A 15,187-nucleotide genomic window follows, 5' to 3' on the forward strand; every position below is an offset into this window, starting at 1 on the left:
GAGCAGGCATGGCGAACACGGTCGAAGTGAAGGTTCCCGATATCGGCGGCTACGAGGACGTGCCCGTCATCGAGGTGCTGGTCGCGGTCGGCGACACGGTGGCGAAGGACCAGGGTCTGGTCACGCTGGAATCGGACAAGGCGACGATGGAGGTGCCGGCGTCCGCCGCGGGCGTGGTCAGGGAACTGAAGGTCAAGGTCGGCGACACGCTGTCCGAAGGCGCGGTGGTGGTGGTGCTGGAAGCCGGCGCCGACGCCGCATCGTCCGATGGCGACAAGCAGGCCTCCCCGCCGCCCGCGCAGGCGCCGTCACGGGAGGCGCCGGCTGGCCAGGCCGCGACGCCGCCGAAGCCCCCGGCAGGCGGTTCCGGCTCGGGATCCGGCGGCACTGTGGAAGCCACGGTGCCCGACATCGGTGGCTACAGCGACGTGCCGGTGATCGAGGTGCTGGTTGCGGTCGGCGATACCGTGTCGCAGGACCAGGGCCTGGTCACGCTGGAATCGGACAAGGCGACGATGGAGGTGCCGTCGGCGGCCGCCGGCGTGGTGACCGAGCTGCGGGTCAAGGTGGGCGATACGCTCTCGGAAGGCGCCGTGGTCGCCGTCATCGACACCGGCGAGGCGTCGGGATCGTCCGCGCAGGCACCGCCGCCGGCGGGACAGAAGGTCGCGCCGGGCAGCAAGCCGCCGGTCGCGCCGTCGCCCCGCGCACCGGCCGAGCCCGACCCGCTGCAGGCGGCGGGCCCCAGCGGCCGCCAGGCCGATGTCGAGTGCCGCATCATCGTGCTCGGCGCCGGCCCCGGCGGATACACCGCCGCGTTCCGCGCCGCCGACCTCGGCCTCGACACCGTACTGGTCGAACGCTATGCCGCGCTCGGGGGCGTCTGCCTCAACGTCGGCTGCATCCCGTCCAAGGCGCTGCTGCACGCGGCCGACGTGATCGAGCAGGCCAGCCACGCCGGCGAATACGGCGTCGACTTCGGCAAGCCGAAGATCGCGCTCGACAAGCTGCGCGCCTACAAGGACAAGGTGGTGGGCCAGCTGACGAAGGGCCTGGCCGGCATGGCCAAGCAGCGCAAGGTGCGGGTGGTGCAGGGCAGCGGCCGGTTCGTCTCGGCCAACGAGCTCGAAGTGACGGGCGAAGACGGCAAGGCGCAACTGGTGCGCTTCGAACAGTGCATCATCGCCGCCGGTTCGCAGGCGCTGAAGTTGCCCGGTTTTCCGTGGGACGACCCGCGGGTGATGGATTCGACCGATGCGCTGGACCTGGCCGACGTGCCCAAGAAGCTGCTGGTCGTCGGCGGCGGCATCATCGGGCTGGAGATGGCCACGGTGTACCGCGGCCTGGGCAGCGAGGTGACCGTGGTCGAACTCGCCGACCAGCTGATGCCGGGCGCCGACAAGGACCTGGTCAAGCCGCTGGCGGACCGCCTGAAGAAGGGTGGCGTGGCGACCCACCTCAAGACGAAGGTGGTCGAGGCCAAGGCCGGCAAGAAGGGCATCGAGGTGTCCTTCGAGGGCGAGAACATCCCGGAAGGCAAGCTGTTCGATCGCGTGCTGGTGGCGGTGGGCCGTTCGCCGAACGGAAAGAAGCTCGACGCCGACAAGGCCGGCGTGCGCGTGGGCGAGCGCGGCTTCATCGACGTCGATGCGCAGATGCGCACCAACGTGCCGCACATCTTCGCCATCGGCGACGTGATCGGCCAGCCGATGCTGGCGCACAAGGCCACGCACGAGGGCAAGCTGGCCGCGGAAGTCGCCGCCGGCGAGAAGAAGGAGTGGGTGGCGCGGGTGATCCCGTCGGTGGCCTACACCGATCCGGAGATCGCCTGGGTCGGCGTCACCGAGACCGAGGCCAAGGCGAAGGGGCTGAAGGTCGGCGTGGGCAAGTTCCCGTGGGCAGCCTCGGGACGCGCGATCGGCCTGTCGCGGACCGAAGGCTTCACCAAGCTGGTGTTCGACGAGGCCACCCACCGCATCATCGGCGCCGGCATCGTCGGCGTGCACGCGGGTGAACTGATCGCCGAGACCGCGCTGGCGATCGAGATGGGCTGCGAGGTCGCCGACATCGGCCACACCATCCATCCGCATCCGACGCTCAGCGAGTCGGTGGGCATGGCGGCCGAGGTGTTCGACGGCACCATCACCGATCTCTACCTGCCGAAGAAGAAATAGGCGCCGGCGGTGCGCGCCGGCAGTTCCTGAACGCGGAAATGAACGAAGCCCCGGGGCTGCCGGGGCTTCGTGGGCATGGGCCGATCCTGAGGTCGACGAGGATACGGAACCGGCCCACACGGAGATGGACCGGCACGGCGCCGGAAGGTTCCCGACGCCTGCGCAGCCGGCCCTGGTTCAGAACCTGAACGTCACGCCCGCCATCGGGCCGTGCACCTTGAACTGGCCCGTCACCCGCCCGCTGACGTCGACCGTGCCGATGTCGGACTCGGCCGGCGCTTCGAACGAGCCGCGGTAGTCGTCGCTCAGCTTCAGGCGGAACCAGTCGTAGCCGGCGTGCAGCGCCACGCGCTCGGTCAGCAGGTACTCCACCAGCAGGCCGCCGCGCTCGAAATGGCCGCGCTCGTCGATGAAGTCGCCCCAGCGGGTGTCCAGGTACTGGCCCTGCACCTCGACCCGCCAGCGCGGCGCGGGCGTCCAGGTCAGGCGGCTGTGCAGGTTGGGCGAGGTGCCGTCGCGCTTCCAGCGCACCTGCTCCCATTCCGGGTCCAGTTCGTCGGTGCCGGTGGAGCGGCCGGTGGCGTTGGCTTCCAGCTTGGCGTGGGTGATGCCCAGGCCCAGGCCCCATTCGAAACGCGGGGTGTCGATGACGGCGAAGTCGTAGTTCACGCTCGCCAGCTCGAAGCTCAGGCGGCCGTCGAGGTCGACGCTGGGGACTTCCACCGGCTCGCCCGGAATCTCCACCTCGTCGAAGATCGCGCCCGGGTCCACCCAGTCGCCGTCGAAGGTCCAAGACTCGTCGCGGCGATAGTCGTAGTAGTTCGCGCGCAGCGACTGCCGCGGCGTCATGTTGAAGACGAACTCGCCGCGCGGGCGCCAGCGCCCGTCGACGTCGATGTCGCCCGCGGCGCCGAAGGCTTCCGTTTCCTCGCCGTTGGTGGCGATGCCGTCGCCGCGGATGCCGATGTTGGCCTCGGGGTTGAAGGCCGACAGGCGCAGTTCGAAACGGGCCTCGTCGGCGAAATCCTGCGCATTGGCGGCCAATGGTAGAGACAGCGTCAGCGCCGCTGCGATGGCGGCGAAGATCGTGGAACGATGGGTCACGTGGTGCTCCTGCAAGACGAAAGACGTGGGGGTTGGCGCGTTGTGTGGCGACGCATGCTCCGGGTTGCCCGGTGCAACCGTCGTGAAAGCCAGTGCGATGCAGCGGGCGCCCATGCTTCGCGTGGCATGCGCGCGATGGGAGTGTCGTTCGAGGATCCGCGTGCACGTCGCGAAGACGTGCGGTGTGCAGGTGCTGCTGCGCGTCGTCGCGCGCGCCATCGGGCAGTGCGCATCGACCGCGAGCAAGCGAACCGCCCAACCGCGCGCTCGGCAACGCCTCGGGAGATGGCGATCCGCTTGGAGGGTCGGCGGCGGGTGGCGTCGGAAGGACTCGGACGGCTGAGGCAGCGAAGCGACGCCCCGCATCGGTCGCCATCGATGCGGGATCCGGGCGCCGGGGCCGGCATGCGGCATCCGATCTTCCATGGCGCCTCGCGTGCCGCGCAGGGCGCACGTCCACCCCGATGCCCGTCCGCGGAAGGGCGGGTAGCGTGCCTGGAGCCGGGCCGCACACGCTTTTGCTGCGCTGCACAAGGTTGCCCCGCAAACAGGGCCGCTGCTATACTTTTCCGGCTTTGCAGCAGCCCGAGCCAGGACTACCTCGACCCGATCCGACCCGTCGCGCCGCCCTGCGGTTGCCGATGGTGCAGGCCGCGGTCGGACTGACCGGCGCGGGAGTGCTGGCGCTGGCGGCCGGGGGATTACCCGCGGCGGCCTTCCTGGCGGGTGCGACGGTCATCGCGGCGGGGTTCGCGATGTTCGGCTGGCGCACCGCCGGGCGTTCGCCGGTGGCTCCCGCAGGACGCATGTTCGCGCGTCTGCTGGTGGGAACCGCGCTCAAGTGGCTGGTGATCGGTGCCGGGCTCGTCCTGGCGATGCATGGCGCCGGTCTGCCTGCGGGATTCGTGCTGGGAGGGGCCCTGTCGGCCTTCCTGGTCTCCATGATCGGCTTGCCCTGGTTGCTTCGATGATCCGTGATTTCCTCCGCGCTGCCGGCGACAGCCCCAGCGAATACGTCACCCATCACCTCAAGCACTGGCAGGTGTCGATCGGCGATGGCGCGTTCTGGACCGTCAACGTCGACAGCCTGCTGGTCTCGGTGCTGCTGGGCGTGCTGACCATCGGCACCTTCTGGCTGGTGGGCCGCCGTGCGACCGCGGGCGTGCCCGGCAAGTTCCAGGCCTTCATCGAGATCGTGGTGAGCTTCATCGACACCCAGGTGAAGGACGTCTTCCACGGCAACCGCAGCTTCGTGGCGCCGATCGCGCTGACCATCTTCGTGTGGGTGTTCGCGATGAACGCGCTGAAGATGATCCCGGTCGATTTCTTCCCGGGCGCCGCCGCGGCGGCCGGGCAGGAATACTTCCGCGCCGTGCCCACCACCGACCTCAACATCACCTCGGCCATGGCGCTGGCGGTGCTGCTGCTGATGCTCGGTTTCGCGGTCGCGGCCAAGGGCTTCGGCGGATTCGGCAAGGAACTGTTCACCGCGCCGTTCCACGCCAACGGCACCGTGATGAAGATCGTGCTGGCGCCGGCCAACTTCGGCCTCAACGTGATCGAGTACCTGTCCAAGCCCGTCAGCCTGGCAATGCGGTTGTTCGGCAACATGTACGCCGGCGAGCTGGTGTTCCTGCTGATCGCCCTGCTCGGCGCGGCCGGCGGCAACCTGATGATGGAAGCCGCGCTCGGCGCCAAGGCCGGCGGCGCGCTGGCCTTCGTCGGCGCCGTGCTGGCCGGCGCGGCCTGGTCGATCTTCCACATCCTGGTCATCACGCTCCAGGCCTTCATCTTCATGATCCTGTCGGTCGTCTATTTCTCGATGTCGTCCGAAGCGCATTGATCGCGGCCCCGGCCGCACGCCCCGAAGTCGTTTTCCCCTTCACCCTGTAGATCCACCGAGGAAGTCACCATGGAACTCACCGCTCTCATCGCCGCCGTCCAGGGCAACACCGCGCTCGCGATCGGCATCATCATCGGCCTCGGCGCGCTGGGCGCCTGCATCGGCATCGGCATCATGGGCTCGAAGTTCCTCGAGAGCGCCGCGCGCCAGCCGGAACTGGTGCCGATGCTGTCGGGCCGCATGTTCCTGCTCGCCGGCCTGATCGACGCCGCGTTCATCATCGGCCTGGCCATCGCGCTGTTCTTCGCGTTCGCCAACCCGCTGCTCAGCGCTGTCCAGACCGCCGCCGGCGGCTGATCGGGCTGGTTGCCGCGCGCCGTTCGACGGCGTGCGGCACGGTCGGGCGCGTCCTGCGCCCGTGTGCCAATAGCGGAGCATCACGATGCAATTCAACGCCACATTCCTGGGCCAGGGCCTCGCGTTCGCGATCCTGATCTGGTTCACCTGGAAGTTCGTCTGGCCGCCGCTGATGAAGGCGATCGAGGAACGCCAGCAGAAGATCGCCGAGGGCCTCGCGGCCGCGGACAATGCGCAGAAGAACCTGGCGCAGGCCGAGGAGCGGGTCGCCGACGAGCTCAAGGCCGCGCGCGCCAAGGCCAACGAGATCATCGAGCAGGCGCACCAGCGCGCGAACCAGATCGTCGACGCCGCCAAGGCCGAGGCGATCGCCGAGGGCCAGCGGCAGAAGGCGATGGTCGAGGCCGAGATCGCCGCGTCCGCCAACCGCGCCCGCGAAGACCTGCGCCGCCAGGTGTCGACGCTGGCCGTGGCCGGCGCCGAGAAGCTGCTGCGCCGCGAGATCGACGCCGGTGCCCACAAGGCGCTGCTCGACGAACTCGCCAGCCAGCTGACCGACCAGGCGGCCTGATCCAATGAGCCAGGCACTGACCCTCGCCCGACCCTATGCGCGTGCCGCGTTCATGCTCGCGAAGGAGACCGGCGCGTTCGCCGACTGGTCGCAGGCGCTCGGCTTCGCCGCGCGCGTGGCGGTCGATCCGCAGGCGTCCGTGCTGCTCGGCCATCCTGCGCTGACGCGCGAGCAGGCGGTCGAGCTGCTGTCGCCCGACGGCGCCTCGGCCGGCTTCCGCGACTACCTCGCGCTGCTGGCCGACAACCGCAGGCTGGCGCTGCTGCCCGAGATCGCGGCCCTCTACGAGGAACTGCGCGCCGAGGCCGAACAGGTGGTGAAGGCGAAGGTGACTTCCGCCGCCACGCTGCCCGCCGCCGAGCTCGACACCATCAAGGCCGCGCTGCGCAAGCGCTTCGGCCGCGAGGTCGAGCTGGAGACGGCGGTCGACGAGGCCCTGATCGGCGGCGCGGTGATCGCTGCCGGCGACGTGGTCATCGACGGCTCGCTGCGCGGCAAGCTGGCGCGGATGCAGGCGGCACTGGCGCACTGATGTGAATGCACGGGTGGGCATCGGCCCGCCTTCTGCCGAAGAATCGAGGCGGGTCGAGACCCGCCCTACAGGAAACGACGCAATGGCAACCACCACGCTCAACCCCTCCGAAATCAGCGAACTGATCAAGAGCCGCATCGACAAGGTCAAGCTCGCCGCGGAGTCGCGCAACGAAGGCACCGTGACCTCGGTGTCCGACGGCATCGTGCGCATCTACGGCCTGGCCGACGCGATGCAGGGCGAGATGATCGAGCTGCCCGCCGCCGAAGGGGGCACGCCCACCTACGCGCTGGCGCTGAACCTGGAGCGCGATTCGGTCGGCGCCGTGGTGCTGGGCGATTACGAACACCTGCGCGAAGGCGACACCGCCAAGACCACCGGCCAGATCCTCTCGGTGCCGATCGGCCCGGAACTGCTCGGCCGCGTGGTCAACGCGCTGGGCGAGCCGATCGACGGCAAGGGTCCGATCGAGGCGAAGCTCACCGCGCCGGTGGAGCGCGTGGCGCCGGGCGTGATCTGGCGCAAGTCGGTCGACCAGCCGGTGCAGACCGGCTACAAGTCGGTCGACGCGATGATCCCGATCGGCCGCGGCCAGCGCGAGCTGGTCATCGGCGACCGCCAGACCGGCAAGACCGCGATGGCGATCGACGCGGTGATCAACCAGAAGGGCACCGGCATCAAGTGCGTATACGTCGCGATCGGCCAGAAGGCCTCGACCGTGGCCAACATCGTGCGCAAGCTGGAAGAGAACGGCGCCCTGGCGCACACGATCGTGGTCGCGGCCACGGCGTCCGAGTCGGCGGCGATGCAGTACATCTCCGCGTACTCGGGCTGCACCATGGGCGAATACTTCATGGACCGCGGCGAAGACGCGCTGATCGTGTACGACGACCTGTCCAAGCAGGCCGTGGCCTACCGCCAGATCTCGCTGCTGCTCAAGCGCCCGCCGGGCCGCGAAGCCTACCCGGGCGACGTGTTCTATCTGCACAGCCGCCTGCTCGAGCGCGCCGCGCGCGTGTCCGAGGACTACGTCGAGAAGTTCACCAACGGCGAGGTCAAGGGCAGGACCGGTTCGCTGACCGCGCTGCCGATCATCGAGACCCAGGCCGGCGACGTGTCCGCGTTCGTGCCGACCAACGTGATCTCGATCACCGACGGCCAGATCTTCCTCGAGACCGACCTGTTCAACGCCGGCATCCGCCCGGCCGTGAACGCCGGCATCTCGGTGTCGCGCGTCGGCGGCGCGGCGCAGACCAAGATCATCAAGAAGCTGTCGGGCGGCATCCGCATCGCGCTGGCGCAGTACCGTGAACTCGCGGCGTTCGCGCAGTTCGCCTCGGACCTGGACGAAGCCACCCGCAAGCAGCTCGAGCGCGGCCAGCGCGTGACCGAGCTGATGAAGCAGAAGCAGTACGCGCCGATGTCGATCGCCTACCAGGCGCTGTCGATCTACGCGGTGGACAAGGGCTACATGGACGACGTGCCGGTGGCGAAGATCCTGGCGTTCGAAGGGGCGCTGCACGCGCACTTCGCCAACACCCAGGGCGGCCTGATCGACCAGATCAACGGCAGCGGCAACTGGAACGACGAGATCGAGGCCGCCTACAAGGCCGGCATCGAGGAGTTCAAGAAGACGGGCAGCTGGTAAAGCGAACCCGGGCGGGCGCTTGCCCGTCCTTCGGACACCGACACGCAGCAGGAGGCGGGCCTGGGCCCGCCCTACCGGGAAGACGAGATGGCAGGCGGCAGGGAAATCAAGACCAAGATCAAGAGCGTGCAGAACACCCGCAAGGTGACGCGCGCGCTGGAGATGGTCTCGGCCTCGAAGATCCGCAAGGCGCAGGAGCGGATGAAGGCCTCGCGCCCGTACGCGCGCGCGATGCGGCAGCTGATCGGGCACCTCGCGCAGGCGAATTCCGAGTTCCAGCACCCGTACCTGGTCGAACGCAAGGAGATCAAGCGCGTCGGCTACGTGATCGTCTCGTCCGACCGCGGACTGGCCGGCGGCCTGAACAACAACCTGTTCCGCAAGCTGCTTGGCGAGATCCGCAAGTGGCAGGACCAGGGCGTCGAGGTCGACGTGGTGACGATCGGCCAGAAGGCGACGGTGTTCTTCCGCCGCCTGAAGCTGCACATGCGCGCCAGCGTCACCCACCTTGGCGACCAGCCGCAGGTGGAGCAGCTGGTGGGCGTGATCAAGGTCATGCTCGATGCGTACAACGCCGGCGAGGTCGACAAGGTCTTCCTGGTCTACAACGACTTCGTCAACACGATGACCCAGCGCGCGGCGTTCGACCAGTTGCTGCCGCTGCCGGCGTCCGACGAGACCGTGGCCCAGCACGACTGGGACTACATCTACGAGCCCGACGCGGAGACCGTGCTCGAGCACGTGCTCACGCGCTACGTCGAATCGCTGGTGTACCAGGCGGTGATGGAGAACGTGGCCTCGGAGCACGCGGCGCGCATGGTGGCGATGAAGTCGGCCAGCGACAACGCCACCAAGCTGATCGACACGCTCAACCTGGTCTACAACAAGGCACGTCAGGCGGCGATCACCCAAGAAATCTCCGAGATCGTCGGCGGCGCGGCGGCAGTCTGATCGCGCCACCACAGAATTCACTTAGAGGAATGCAGCAATGAGTCAGGGCAAGATCGTTCAGATCATCGGCGCGGTCGTCGACGTGGAGTTCCCGCGCAGCGAAGTGCCGAAGGTGTACGACGCGCTGAAGGTGCAGAACACCGAGATCACGCTCGAGGTGCAGCAGCAGCTCGGCGACGGCGTCGTGCGCACGATCGCGCTCGGTTCCACCGACGGCCTCAAGCGCAACCTGCTGGCCGACAACACCGGCCGCGCGATCTCGGTCCCGGTGGGCCTGGGCACGCTGGGCCGGATCATGGACGTGCTGGGCCGCCCGATCGACGAGGCCGGCCCGGTGAAGTCCGACGTGTCGTGGGAAATCCACCGCGCCGCGCCGTCCTACGAGGACCAGTCCTCGACCACCGAGCTGCTCGAGACCGGCATCAAGGTGATCGACCTGATGTGCCCGTTCGCCAAGGGCGGCAAGGTCGGCCTGTTCGGCGGCGCCGGCGTGGGCAAGACCGTCAACATGATGGAGCTGATCAACAACATCGCGACCGAGCACTCGGGCCTGTCGGTGTTCGCGGGCGTGGGCGAGCGCACCCGCGAAGGCAACGACTTCTACCACGAGATGCAGGAATCGGGCGTGGTCAACGTGACCGAGCCGGAGAAGTCGAAGGTGGCGATGGTCTACGGCCAGATGAACGAGCCGCCGGGCAACCGCCTGCGCGTCGCGCTGACCGGCCTGACCATGGCCGAATACTTCCGCGACGAAGGCCGCGACGTGCTGCTGTTCGTCGACAACATCTACCGCTACACGCTGGCCGGTACCGAAGTGTCGGCGCTGCTGGGCCGCATGCCGTCGGCGGTGGGCTACCAGCCCACGCTGGCCGAGGAGATGGGCGTGCTGCAGGAGCGCATCACCTCGACCAAGACCGGTTCGATCACCTCGATCCAGGCCGTGTACGTGCCCGCGGACGACCTGACCGACCCCTCGCCTGCGACCACCTTCGCCCACCTCGACGCGACCGTCGTGCTGAGCCGCAACATCGCCTCGCTGGGCATCTACCCGGCGGTCGACCCGCTGGACTCTACCAGCCGCCAGCTCGATCCGAACGTGATCGGCCACGAGCACTACGACACCGCGCGCCGGGTGCAGGCGACGCTGCAGAAGTACAAGGAGCTCAAGGACATCATCGCGATCCTGGGCATGGACGAGCTGTCGGAAGAGGACAAGCTGGCCGTGGCCCGCGCGCGCAAGATCGAGCGCTTCTTCTCGCAGCCGTTCCACGTCGCCGAGGTGTTCACCGGTTCGCCGGGCAAGTACGTCTCGCTCAAGGAGACCATCCGCGGCTTCAAGGGCATCGTCGACGGCGAGTTCGACCACCTGCCCGAGCAGGCGTTCTACATGGTCGGCACCATCGACGAGGCGGTCGAGAAGGCGAAGAAGCTCTCCGAGAAGGCCTGATCCGGTCGTGTTCCCTCCCCCGCGTGCGGGGGAGGACCAGGGTAGGGGCTTCGCGCCCGCGCCCAAACTCCTGCCCGCTCCCGTGACCGGGAGCGGGTGAAACGGAAGAGAAGCGTTATGAGTACCATCCGCTGCGACATCGTCAGTGCCGAGGCCGAGATCTTCCAGGGCGAAGCGACCCTGGTCGTGGCCACCGGCGAGATGGGCGAGCTCGGCATCGCGCCGCGCCACGCGCCGCTGATCACCCGGCTCAAGCCGGGCAAGGTCGTGGTGACCCAGCCCGACGGCAGCGTGCTCGACTTCGCGATCGGCGGCGGCATCCTCGAGGTGCAGCCGCAGGTGGTGACGATCCTGGCCGATACCGCGATCCGCGCCGACGACATCGACGAGGCCGCGGTGAAGGCAGCCAAGGAAGAGGCCGAGCGCGTCCTGGCCGGCCGCGGCGAGGCGATGGACATCGCCGAGGCGCAGCAGAAGATGGCCGAGGTGATGGCCCAGCTGTCGGCACTCGAGCGCCTGCGCAAGAACCTCAAGCACTGAGCGTCGCGCACCGCGTCGCGGCATCGCAACGCCGGCCTCGCGCCGGCGTTCGTGCGTCTGGAGGTAGCTCCCGCAGTTCCCGGGCGCGGCCGCGACGCGCAGGCCGGGCGCATCGCGCCTCGCGGCAGCGTGATTCCGCGCGCCCGCACGCCAACGCATCGTGGCCGGTGCACGGCGGGGCATCGGTGGCCGGGCCGCGCCACGACGACGGATGCGCGACGCGGGCCAGAGGGACCAGCTGCGACACAATGGGCCCCGGACCCTTCGGATCTGGAGCGCACGATGGCGAATCAAGAGGCGAAACGCCCCCAAGGCTGGCTGTTCTCCGCACTGGTGTTCGGTGCAATGGGGATCCCCGGAGGGTCGCAGGCCGTAGCGACGCAGGCGGGGATGCCGGGCGCGGGTCACGCCGGTCCCGAGGCCGCTGTGGCCAGCGCACCGCGGCACGAGTCCGCCGACCGGCCGCGGGCGCGCGAGGCCGGCGTCGTCATCGGCGTGCTGCCGACCGGGCCGCGCAACGCGATCGTCGACGTTCCCGGGGTCGCGGTGGGGCACGCCACCGTGGTGGAGGGCGCCGGCATCCGCACCGGCGTCACCGCGATCCTGCCGCACGGCGGCGACCTGTACCGCGAGCGCGTTCCCGCGGCGATCGTGGTCGGCAACGGCTACGGCAAGCTCGTCGGCGTCACCCAGGTCGACGAACTGGGCGAGCTCGAAACCCCGATCCTGCTGACCGGCACGCTGGCGGTGTGGCGCGCGGCCGACGCGCTGGTGTCCTGGCAGCTGGCGCGGCCGGGCATGGCCGACGTGCGCTCGCTCAACCCGGTGGTGGGCGAGACCAACGACGGCTACCTCAACGACATCCGCGCGCGCCCCCTGCAGGCGGCGCACGTCGTGCAGGCCCTGGAGTCCGCGTCCGTCGACAACGTCGAGGAAGGCGCGATCGGTGCCGGCACCGGAACGGTCGCGTTCGGATGGAAGGGCGGCATCGGCACCAGTTCGCGGCGGATCGACGCGGCCCGGGGGGGCTATACGGTGGGCGTGCTGGTCCAGAGCAACTACGGCGGCCGGCTGACGATCGGCGGCGTGGCGCTCGACGACGTGCAGCCGGTCCGCGCCGACGCGGATCCGCCCCCGGCCGCGTCGCCTCCGACCGGTGACGGGAGTGTCATGATCGTGATCGCCACCGATGCGCCGCTCGACGCGCGCCTGCTGCGACGCCTGGGTGCGCGCGCCCTGCTCGGCATCGGCCGCACCGGCGGATCGATGAGCAACGGCTCGGGCGACTACGTGATCGCGTTCGCGACCGCGCCCAGGGTGCGCGCCGCGACCGGCAGCACCGGCCCGCAGGCCCGCGAGGTGTTGCCCAACGACGCGATGACGCCGCTGTTCGACGCCGTGGTCGAGGCGACCGAGGAAGCGGTGGTGAATTCGCTGTTCCGCGCCCACGCCGTCTCCGGACACCGCGGCACCGTGCAGGCGCTGCCGCTGGAGCGCGTCGTGCCGAGGTTGCGTCCGGTGCCGATGCCGGCAGCCGGAGCGCGCTGACCGGGTGCGTCGCACCCAAGGTGACGTACACGAGGACACCTGCCGCCGCGCGGCGGTTCGCTTGCGCTCAGCGCTTGTAGATCCAGTGCCGCGAGAGCACGAACCCGACCGCGCCGAGTGCGACTTCCACCACCGGCTTGGCCATCCAGGCCCAGCCCAGGCCGAGGACGTCGTCGATCGCGCCCATCGCCAGGGTGCTCACGGCGGTGGTGCACAGCCACATCAGGGCGAACCGCTGGAACTGCACACGCCCGACCGCGGTGTCGTCCCCGGCGAAGGTGAGCTTGCCGTTGAGCCAGTAGCCCAGCAGGGCGCCGCTCACGCGGCCGGTGATGTTGGCCGGCTCGATCAGCATGCCCAGGTGCGAGAGCCACACGGTCACGCCCCAGTCGACCAGGTACTGCAGGCCACCGATCACGAGGTAGTGGCCGCCCTGACGGCGCAGGCTCATGGACCCGACTCCGGTTGCGGGCTGGGGTTGGCGGGCACGTTCATCGGCGGCAAGACTAACCGCAGCGGAGTGAATAGAACATTCCCGTATCGGCACGGGGAAGGCTTGCGGGGCGCTTGCGAGACGTGGAGGACCGAGGCATTCGCGTGGCGCGGGAAGTGGATGCATCGCGGCCACGTCCCGTTCCCGGGTGCGCTTCGCTTACCCGGGCTACGCGTCGCGCCGTCGCGCTTCGCCCGGGGAAAGCCCACGGCCGCAACCGGAGGGCCGCTCGCTTGTCCCCGGGCAACCGTCGCCCGGACCCCGCCACGGGCCGCCTTCGGGGTGCGCGCGATGCGGGACGGCGGCCCTCCCGCACCCCACGGGACGGACATCACGCCCGCACCGCCCTAGAATCGCGCTCTGGTCCCGCTGGAAGCCCCATGAGCACGCCACTGCACGTCGTCATCCTCGCCGCCGGCGAGGGCAAGCGCATGAAATCGTCCCTGCCCAAGGTGCTGCAGAAGGTCGCGGGGCGGCCGATGCTCGCGCACGTGATCGCCACCGCGCGCACGCTGCAGCCGGCAGGCGTCCATGTCGTCTACGGCCATGGCGGCGACCAGGTCCGCGCGGCCTTCGCCGACCAGGACGACCTGCAGTGGGCCGAGCAGGCGCGCCAGCTCGGCACCGGCCACGCCGTGCAGCAGGCCATGCCCGACGTGCCCGACGATGCGCGCGTGCTGGTGATGTACGGCGACGCGCCCCTGTTCACCGCCGACACGCTGCGCCGCCTGCTCGCGACCGAAGGCCGGCTGGCGCTGCTGGTCGCCGAGCTCGACGACCCCACCGGCTACGGACGCGTGCTGCGCGATGCGCAGGGGCACGTGGCCGCGGTGGTCGAGGAGAAGGACGCGAGCGACGAACAGCGCGCGGTGGGGCTGGTGAACACCGGCGTGATCGTGGCCGACGCCACCGCGCTCAAGGACTGGCTCTCGCGGCTGTCCAACGACAACGCCCAGGGCGAGTACTACCTGACCGACGTCGCCGGCATGGCCGCGGCCGACTTCACCGCGGCCGAGATCGTGCGCGTGGACGACGCGCGCGAGACCGAGGGCGCCAACGATCCCTGGCAGCTGGCCCAGCTCGAGCGCGCGTTCCAGCAGCGCGCGGTGCGGACGCTGTGCCTGCAGGGCGCGCGGGTCGCGGATCCGGCGCGGATCGACATCCGCGGCGAGGTGGTGGTGGGGCGCGACGTGGAGATCGACGTCGACGTGGTGTTCGAAGGCCGGGTGGAACTCGGCGACGGGGTGCGCATCGGGCCGTTTACTCGCCTCAAGGACGTGGTGCTGGGTCCCGGCACCGAGGTGCGCGCGCACTGCGACCTCGAGGGCGCGCGCGCGGAAGGCGCGGTCACCATCGGTCCGTTCGCGCGCCTGCGCCCCGGCACCGTGCTGGCCGACGGCGTGCACGTGGGCAACTTCGTCGAGACCAAGAACGCGGTGCTCGGCGTCGGCAGCAAGGCCAACCACCTGACCTACCTGGGCGACGCGCGGATCGGCGCGAAGGTCAACGTGGGCGCCGGCACCATCACCTGCAACTACGACGGGGTGAACAAGTCCAGGACCGTGATCGGCGACGGCGCCTTCATCGGTTCGAACACCGCGCTGGTGGCGCCGGTGACGGTAGGCGCGCAGGCGACGATCGGCGCGGGCTCGGTGATCAGCCACAACGCGCCGGACGGCCAGCTCACCGTGGCGCGTGCGCGACAGGTGGTGATCGAGGGCTGGACGCGGCCGCAGAAGAAGGCGTAGGCGTCGCACGACCGGGCGCTACGCCCCTTGCGAATCGTCTGGCGCATGCGACTGCCTGCAATCACCCTGTGGATCCGGCGGCTCATCGCTTCATCCGAGGTTTTGGCGGAAGCCAAGGAACGTGCAGTCCGCGTTGAAGTGGATCCGGTCTTCGGGAAGACGCCGCGTCCTGCCGGCCGGGGGCCGCTTTTCCCTCGGTCAGGGCCTCCTGCCCTGACTCGGGCGCGCGCC

14 protein-coding genes are annotated in these 15,187 nt (G+C 69.6%); 12 read left to right on the forward strand and 2 right to left on the reverse strand.

Annotated elements, in window-relative coordinates:
- The first annotated feature begins 8 nt into the window (after positions 1 to 8).
- Positions 9 to 2,174, forward strand: coding sequence for a dihydrolipoyl dehydrogenase (gene lpdA / locus QFW81_RS14640; RefSeq protein WP_280579796.1), 2,166 nt, complete (start codon positions 9 to 11; stop codon positions 2,172 to 2,174).
- 177 nt (positions 2,175 to 2,351) lie between these two features.
- Here lpdA and QFW81_RS14645 read toward each other — a convergent pair whose 3' ends face one another.
- Positions 2,352 to 3,278 (reverse strand): hypothetical protein, encoded by a 927-nt coding sequence (locus tag QFW81_RS14645; RefSeq protein ID WP_280579797.1) that lies wholly within the window; start codon positions 3,276 to 3,278, stop codon positions 2,352 to 2,354.
- 641 nt (positions 3,279 to 3,919) lie between these two features.
- Between QFW81_RS14645 and QFW81_RS14650 the strand changes: the two genes are divergently transcribed.
- The 10 genes from QFW81_RS14650 to QFW81_RS14695 all read left to right on the forward strand — a co-directional run bounded on the left by QFW81_RS14650 (position 3,920) and on the right by QFW81_RS14695 (position 12,715).
- The gene (locus QFW81_RS14650) at positions 3,920 to 4,249 is read left to right on the forward strand and encodes a hypothetical protein (RefSeq protein ID WP_280579798.1); all 330 of its coding nucleotides are present in this window, start codon (positions 3,920 to 3,922) and stop codon (positions 4,247 to 4,249) included.
- Positions 4,246 to 5,121 (forward strand): F0F1 ATP synthase subunit A, encoded by an 876-nt coding sequence (atpB, locus tag QFW81_RS14655; protein ID WP_280579799.1) that lies wholly within the window; start codon positions 4,246 to 4,248, stop codon positions 5,119 to 5,121. The genes QFW81_RS14650 and atpB overlap by 4 nt, the downstream gene beginning before the upstream one ends.
- Before the next feature lie 69 nt (positions 5,122 to 5,190).
- On the forward strand, positions 5,191 to 5,478 hold the full coding sequence (gene atpE / locus QFW81_RS14660; RefSeq protein ID WP_149102658.1) for a F0F1 ATP synthase subunit C: 288 nt from the start codon (positions 5,191 to 5,193) through the stop codon (positions 5,476 to 5,478).
- Positions 5,479 to 5,563: 85 nt separating this feature from the next.
- Entirely contained in the window at positions 5,564 to 6,049 is a 486-nt protein-coding gene (locus QFW81_RS14665) for a F0F1 ATP synthase subunit B (protein WP_280579801.1), read from the forward strand.
- 4 nt (positions 6,050 to 6,053) lie between these two features.
- Positions 6,054 to 6,581, forward strand: coding sequence for a F0F1 ATP synthase subunit delta (locus QFW81_RS14670; protein WP_280579802.1), 528 nt, complete (start codon positions 6,054 to 6,056; stop codon positions 6,579 to 6,581).
- Between the two features lie 82 nt (positions 6,582 to 6,663).
- A complete protein-coding gene (gene atpA / locus QFW81_RS14675) occupies positions 6,664 to 8,229 on the forward strand; it encodes a F0F1 ATP synthase subunit alpha (RefSeq protein WP_280579803.1) in 1,566 nt (521 codons plus the stop codon).
- Between the two features lie 87 nt (positions 8,230 to 8,316).
- The gene (atpG, locus tag QFW81_RS14680) at positions 8,317 to 9,180 is read left to right on the forward strand and encodes a F0F1 ATP synthase subunit gamma (protein ID WP_280579805.1); all 864 of its coding nucleotides are present in this window, start codon (positions 8,317 to 8,319) and stop codon (positions 9,178 to 9,180) included.
- 37 nt (positions 9,181 to 9,217) lie between these two features.
- On the forward strand, positions 9,218 to 10,627 hold the full coding sequence (gene atpD / locus QFW81_RS14685; RefSeq protein ID WP_280579807.1) for a F0F1 ATP synthase subunit beta: 1,410 nt from the start codon (positions 9,218 to 9,220) through the stop codon (positions 10,625 to 10,627).
- Between the two features lie 117 nt (positions 10,628 to 10,744).
- On the forward strand, positions 10,745 to 11,167 hold the full coding sequence (locus QFW81_RS14690) for a F0F1 ATP synthase subunit epsilon (protein WP_280579808.1): 423 nt from the start codon (positions 10,745 to 10,747) through the stop codon (positions 11,165 to 11,167).
- Between the two features lie 282 nt (positions 11,168 to 11,449).
- On the forward strand, positions 11,450 to 12,715 hold the full coding sequence (locus QFW81_RS14695) for a DmpA family aminopeptidase (protein ID WP_280579809.1): 1,266 nt from the start codon (positions 11,450 to 11,452) through the stop codon (positions 12,713 to 12,715).
- 67 nt (positions 12,716 to 12,782) lie between these two features.
- On the opposite strand, the gene QFW81_RS14700 is transcribed toward QFW81_RS14695, so the two are convergent.
- Positions 12,783 to 13,166, reverse strand: a complete 384-nt coding sequence (locus QFW81_RS14700; protein ID WP_280579810.1) for a GtrA family protein — start codon at positions 13,164 to 13,166, stop codon at positions 12,783 to 12,785.
- A gap of 422 nt (positions 13,167 to 13,588) precedes the next feature.
- On the opposite strand from QFW81_RS14700, the gene glmU reads away from it, so the two are divergent.
- A complete protein-coding gene (gene glmU, locus QFW81_RS14705) occupies positions 13,589 to 14,956 on the forward strand; it encodes a bifunctional UDP-N-acetylglucosamine diphosphorylase/glucosamine-1-phosphate N-acetyltransferase GlmU (protein WP_280579812.1) in 1,368 nt (455 codons plus the stop codon).
- Positions 14,957 to 15,187 lie beyond the last annotated feature (231 nt).

This window comes from Luteimonas kalidii (assembly GCF_029887935.1).
GTDB lineage: Bacteria > Pseudomonadota > Gammaproteobacteria > Xanthomonadales > Xanthomonadaceae > Luteimonas > Luteimonas kalidii.

Bases quoted from the DNA above. Each gene is read 5' to 3' on its own strand.
- lpdA (WP_280579796.1), top strand. From the start codon at position 9: ATGGCGAACACGGTCGAAGTGAAGGTTCCCGATATCGGCGGCTACGAG.
- QFW81_RS14650 (WP_280579798.1), top strand. From the start codon at position 3,920: ATGGTGCAGGCCGCGGTCGGACTGACCGGCGCGGGAGTGCTGGCGCTG.
- atpB (WP_280579799.1), top strand. From the start codon at position 4,246: ATGATCCGTGATTTCCTCCGCGCTGCCGGCGACAGCCCCAGCGAATAC.
- atpE (WP_149102658.1), top strand. From the start codon at position 5,191: ATGGAACTCACCGCTCTCATCGCCGCCGTCCAGGGCAACACCGCGCTC.
- QFW81_RS14665 (WP_280579801.1), top strand. From the start codon at position 5,564: ATGCAATTCAACGCCACATTCCTGGGCCAGGGCCTCGCGTTCGCGATC.
- QFW81_RS14670 (WP_280579802.1), top strand. From the start codon at position 6,054: ATGAGCCAGGCACTGACCCTCGCCCGACCCTATGCGCGTGCCGCGTTC.
- atpA (WP_280579803.1), top strand. From the start codon at position 6,664: ATGGCAACCACCACGCTCAACCCCTCCGAAATCAGCGAACTGATCAAG.
- atpG (WP_280579805.1), top strand. From the start codon at position 8,317: ATGGCAGGCGGCAGGGAAATCAAGACCAAGATCAAGAGCGTGCAGAAC.
- atpD (WP_280579807.1), top strand. From the start codon at position 9,218: ATGAGTCAGGGCAAGATCGTTCAGATCATCGGCGCGGTCGTCGACGTG.
- QFW81_RS14690 (WP_280579808.1), top strand. From the start codon at position 10,745: ATGAGTACCATCCGCTGCGACATCGTCAGTGCCGAGGCCGAGATCTTC.
- QFW81_RS14695 (WP_280579809.1), top strand. From the start codon at position 11,450: ATGGCGAATCAAGAGGCGAAACGCCCCCAAGGCTGGCTGTTCTCCGCA.
- QFW81_RS14700 (WP_280579810.1), bottom strand. From the start codon at position 13,166: ATGAGCCTGCGCCGTCAGGGCGGCCACTACCTCGTGATCGGTGGCCTG.
- glmU (WP_280579812.1), top strand. From the start codon at position 13,589: ATGAGCACGCCACTGCACGTCGTCATCCTCGCCGCCGGCGAGGGCAAG.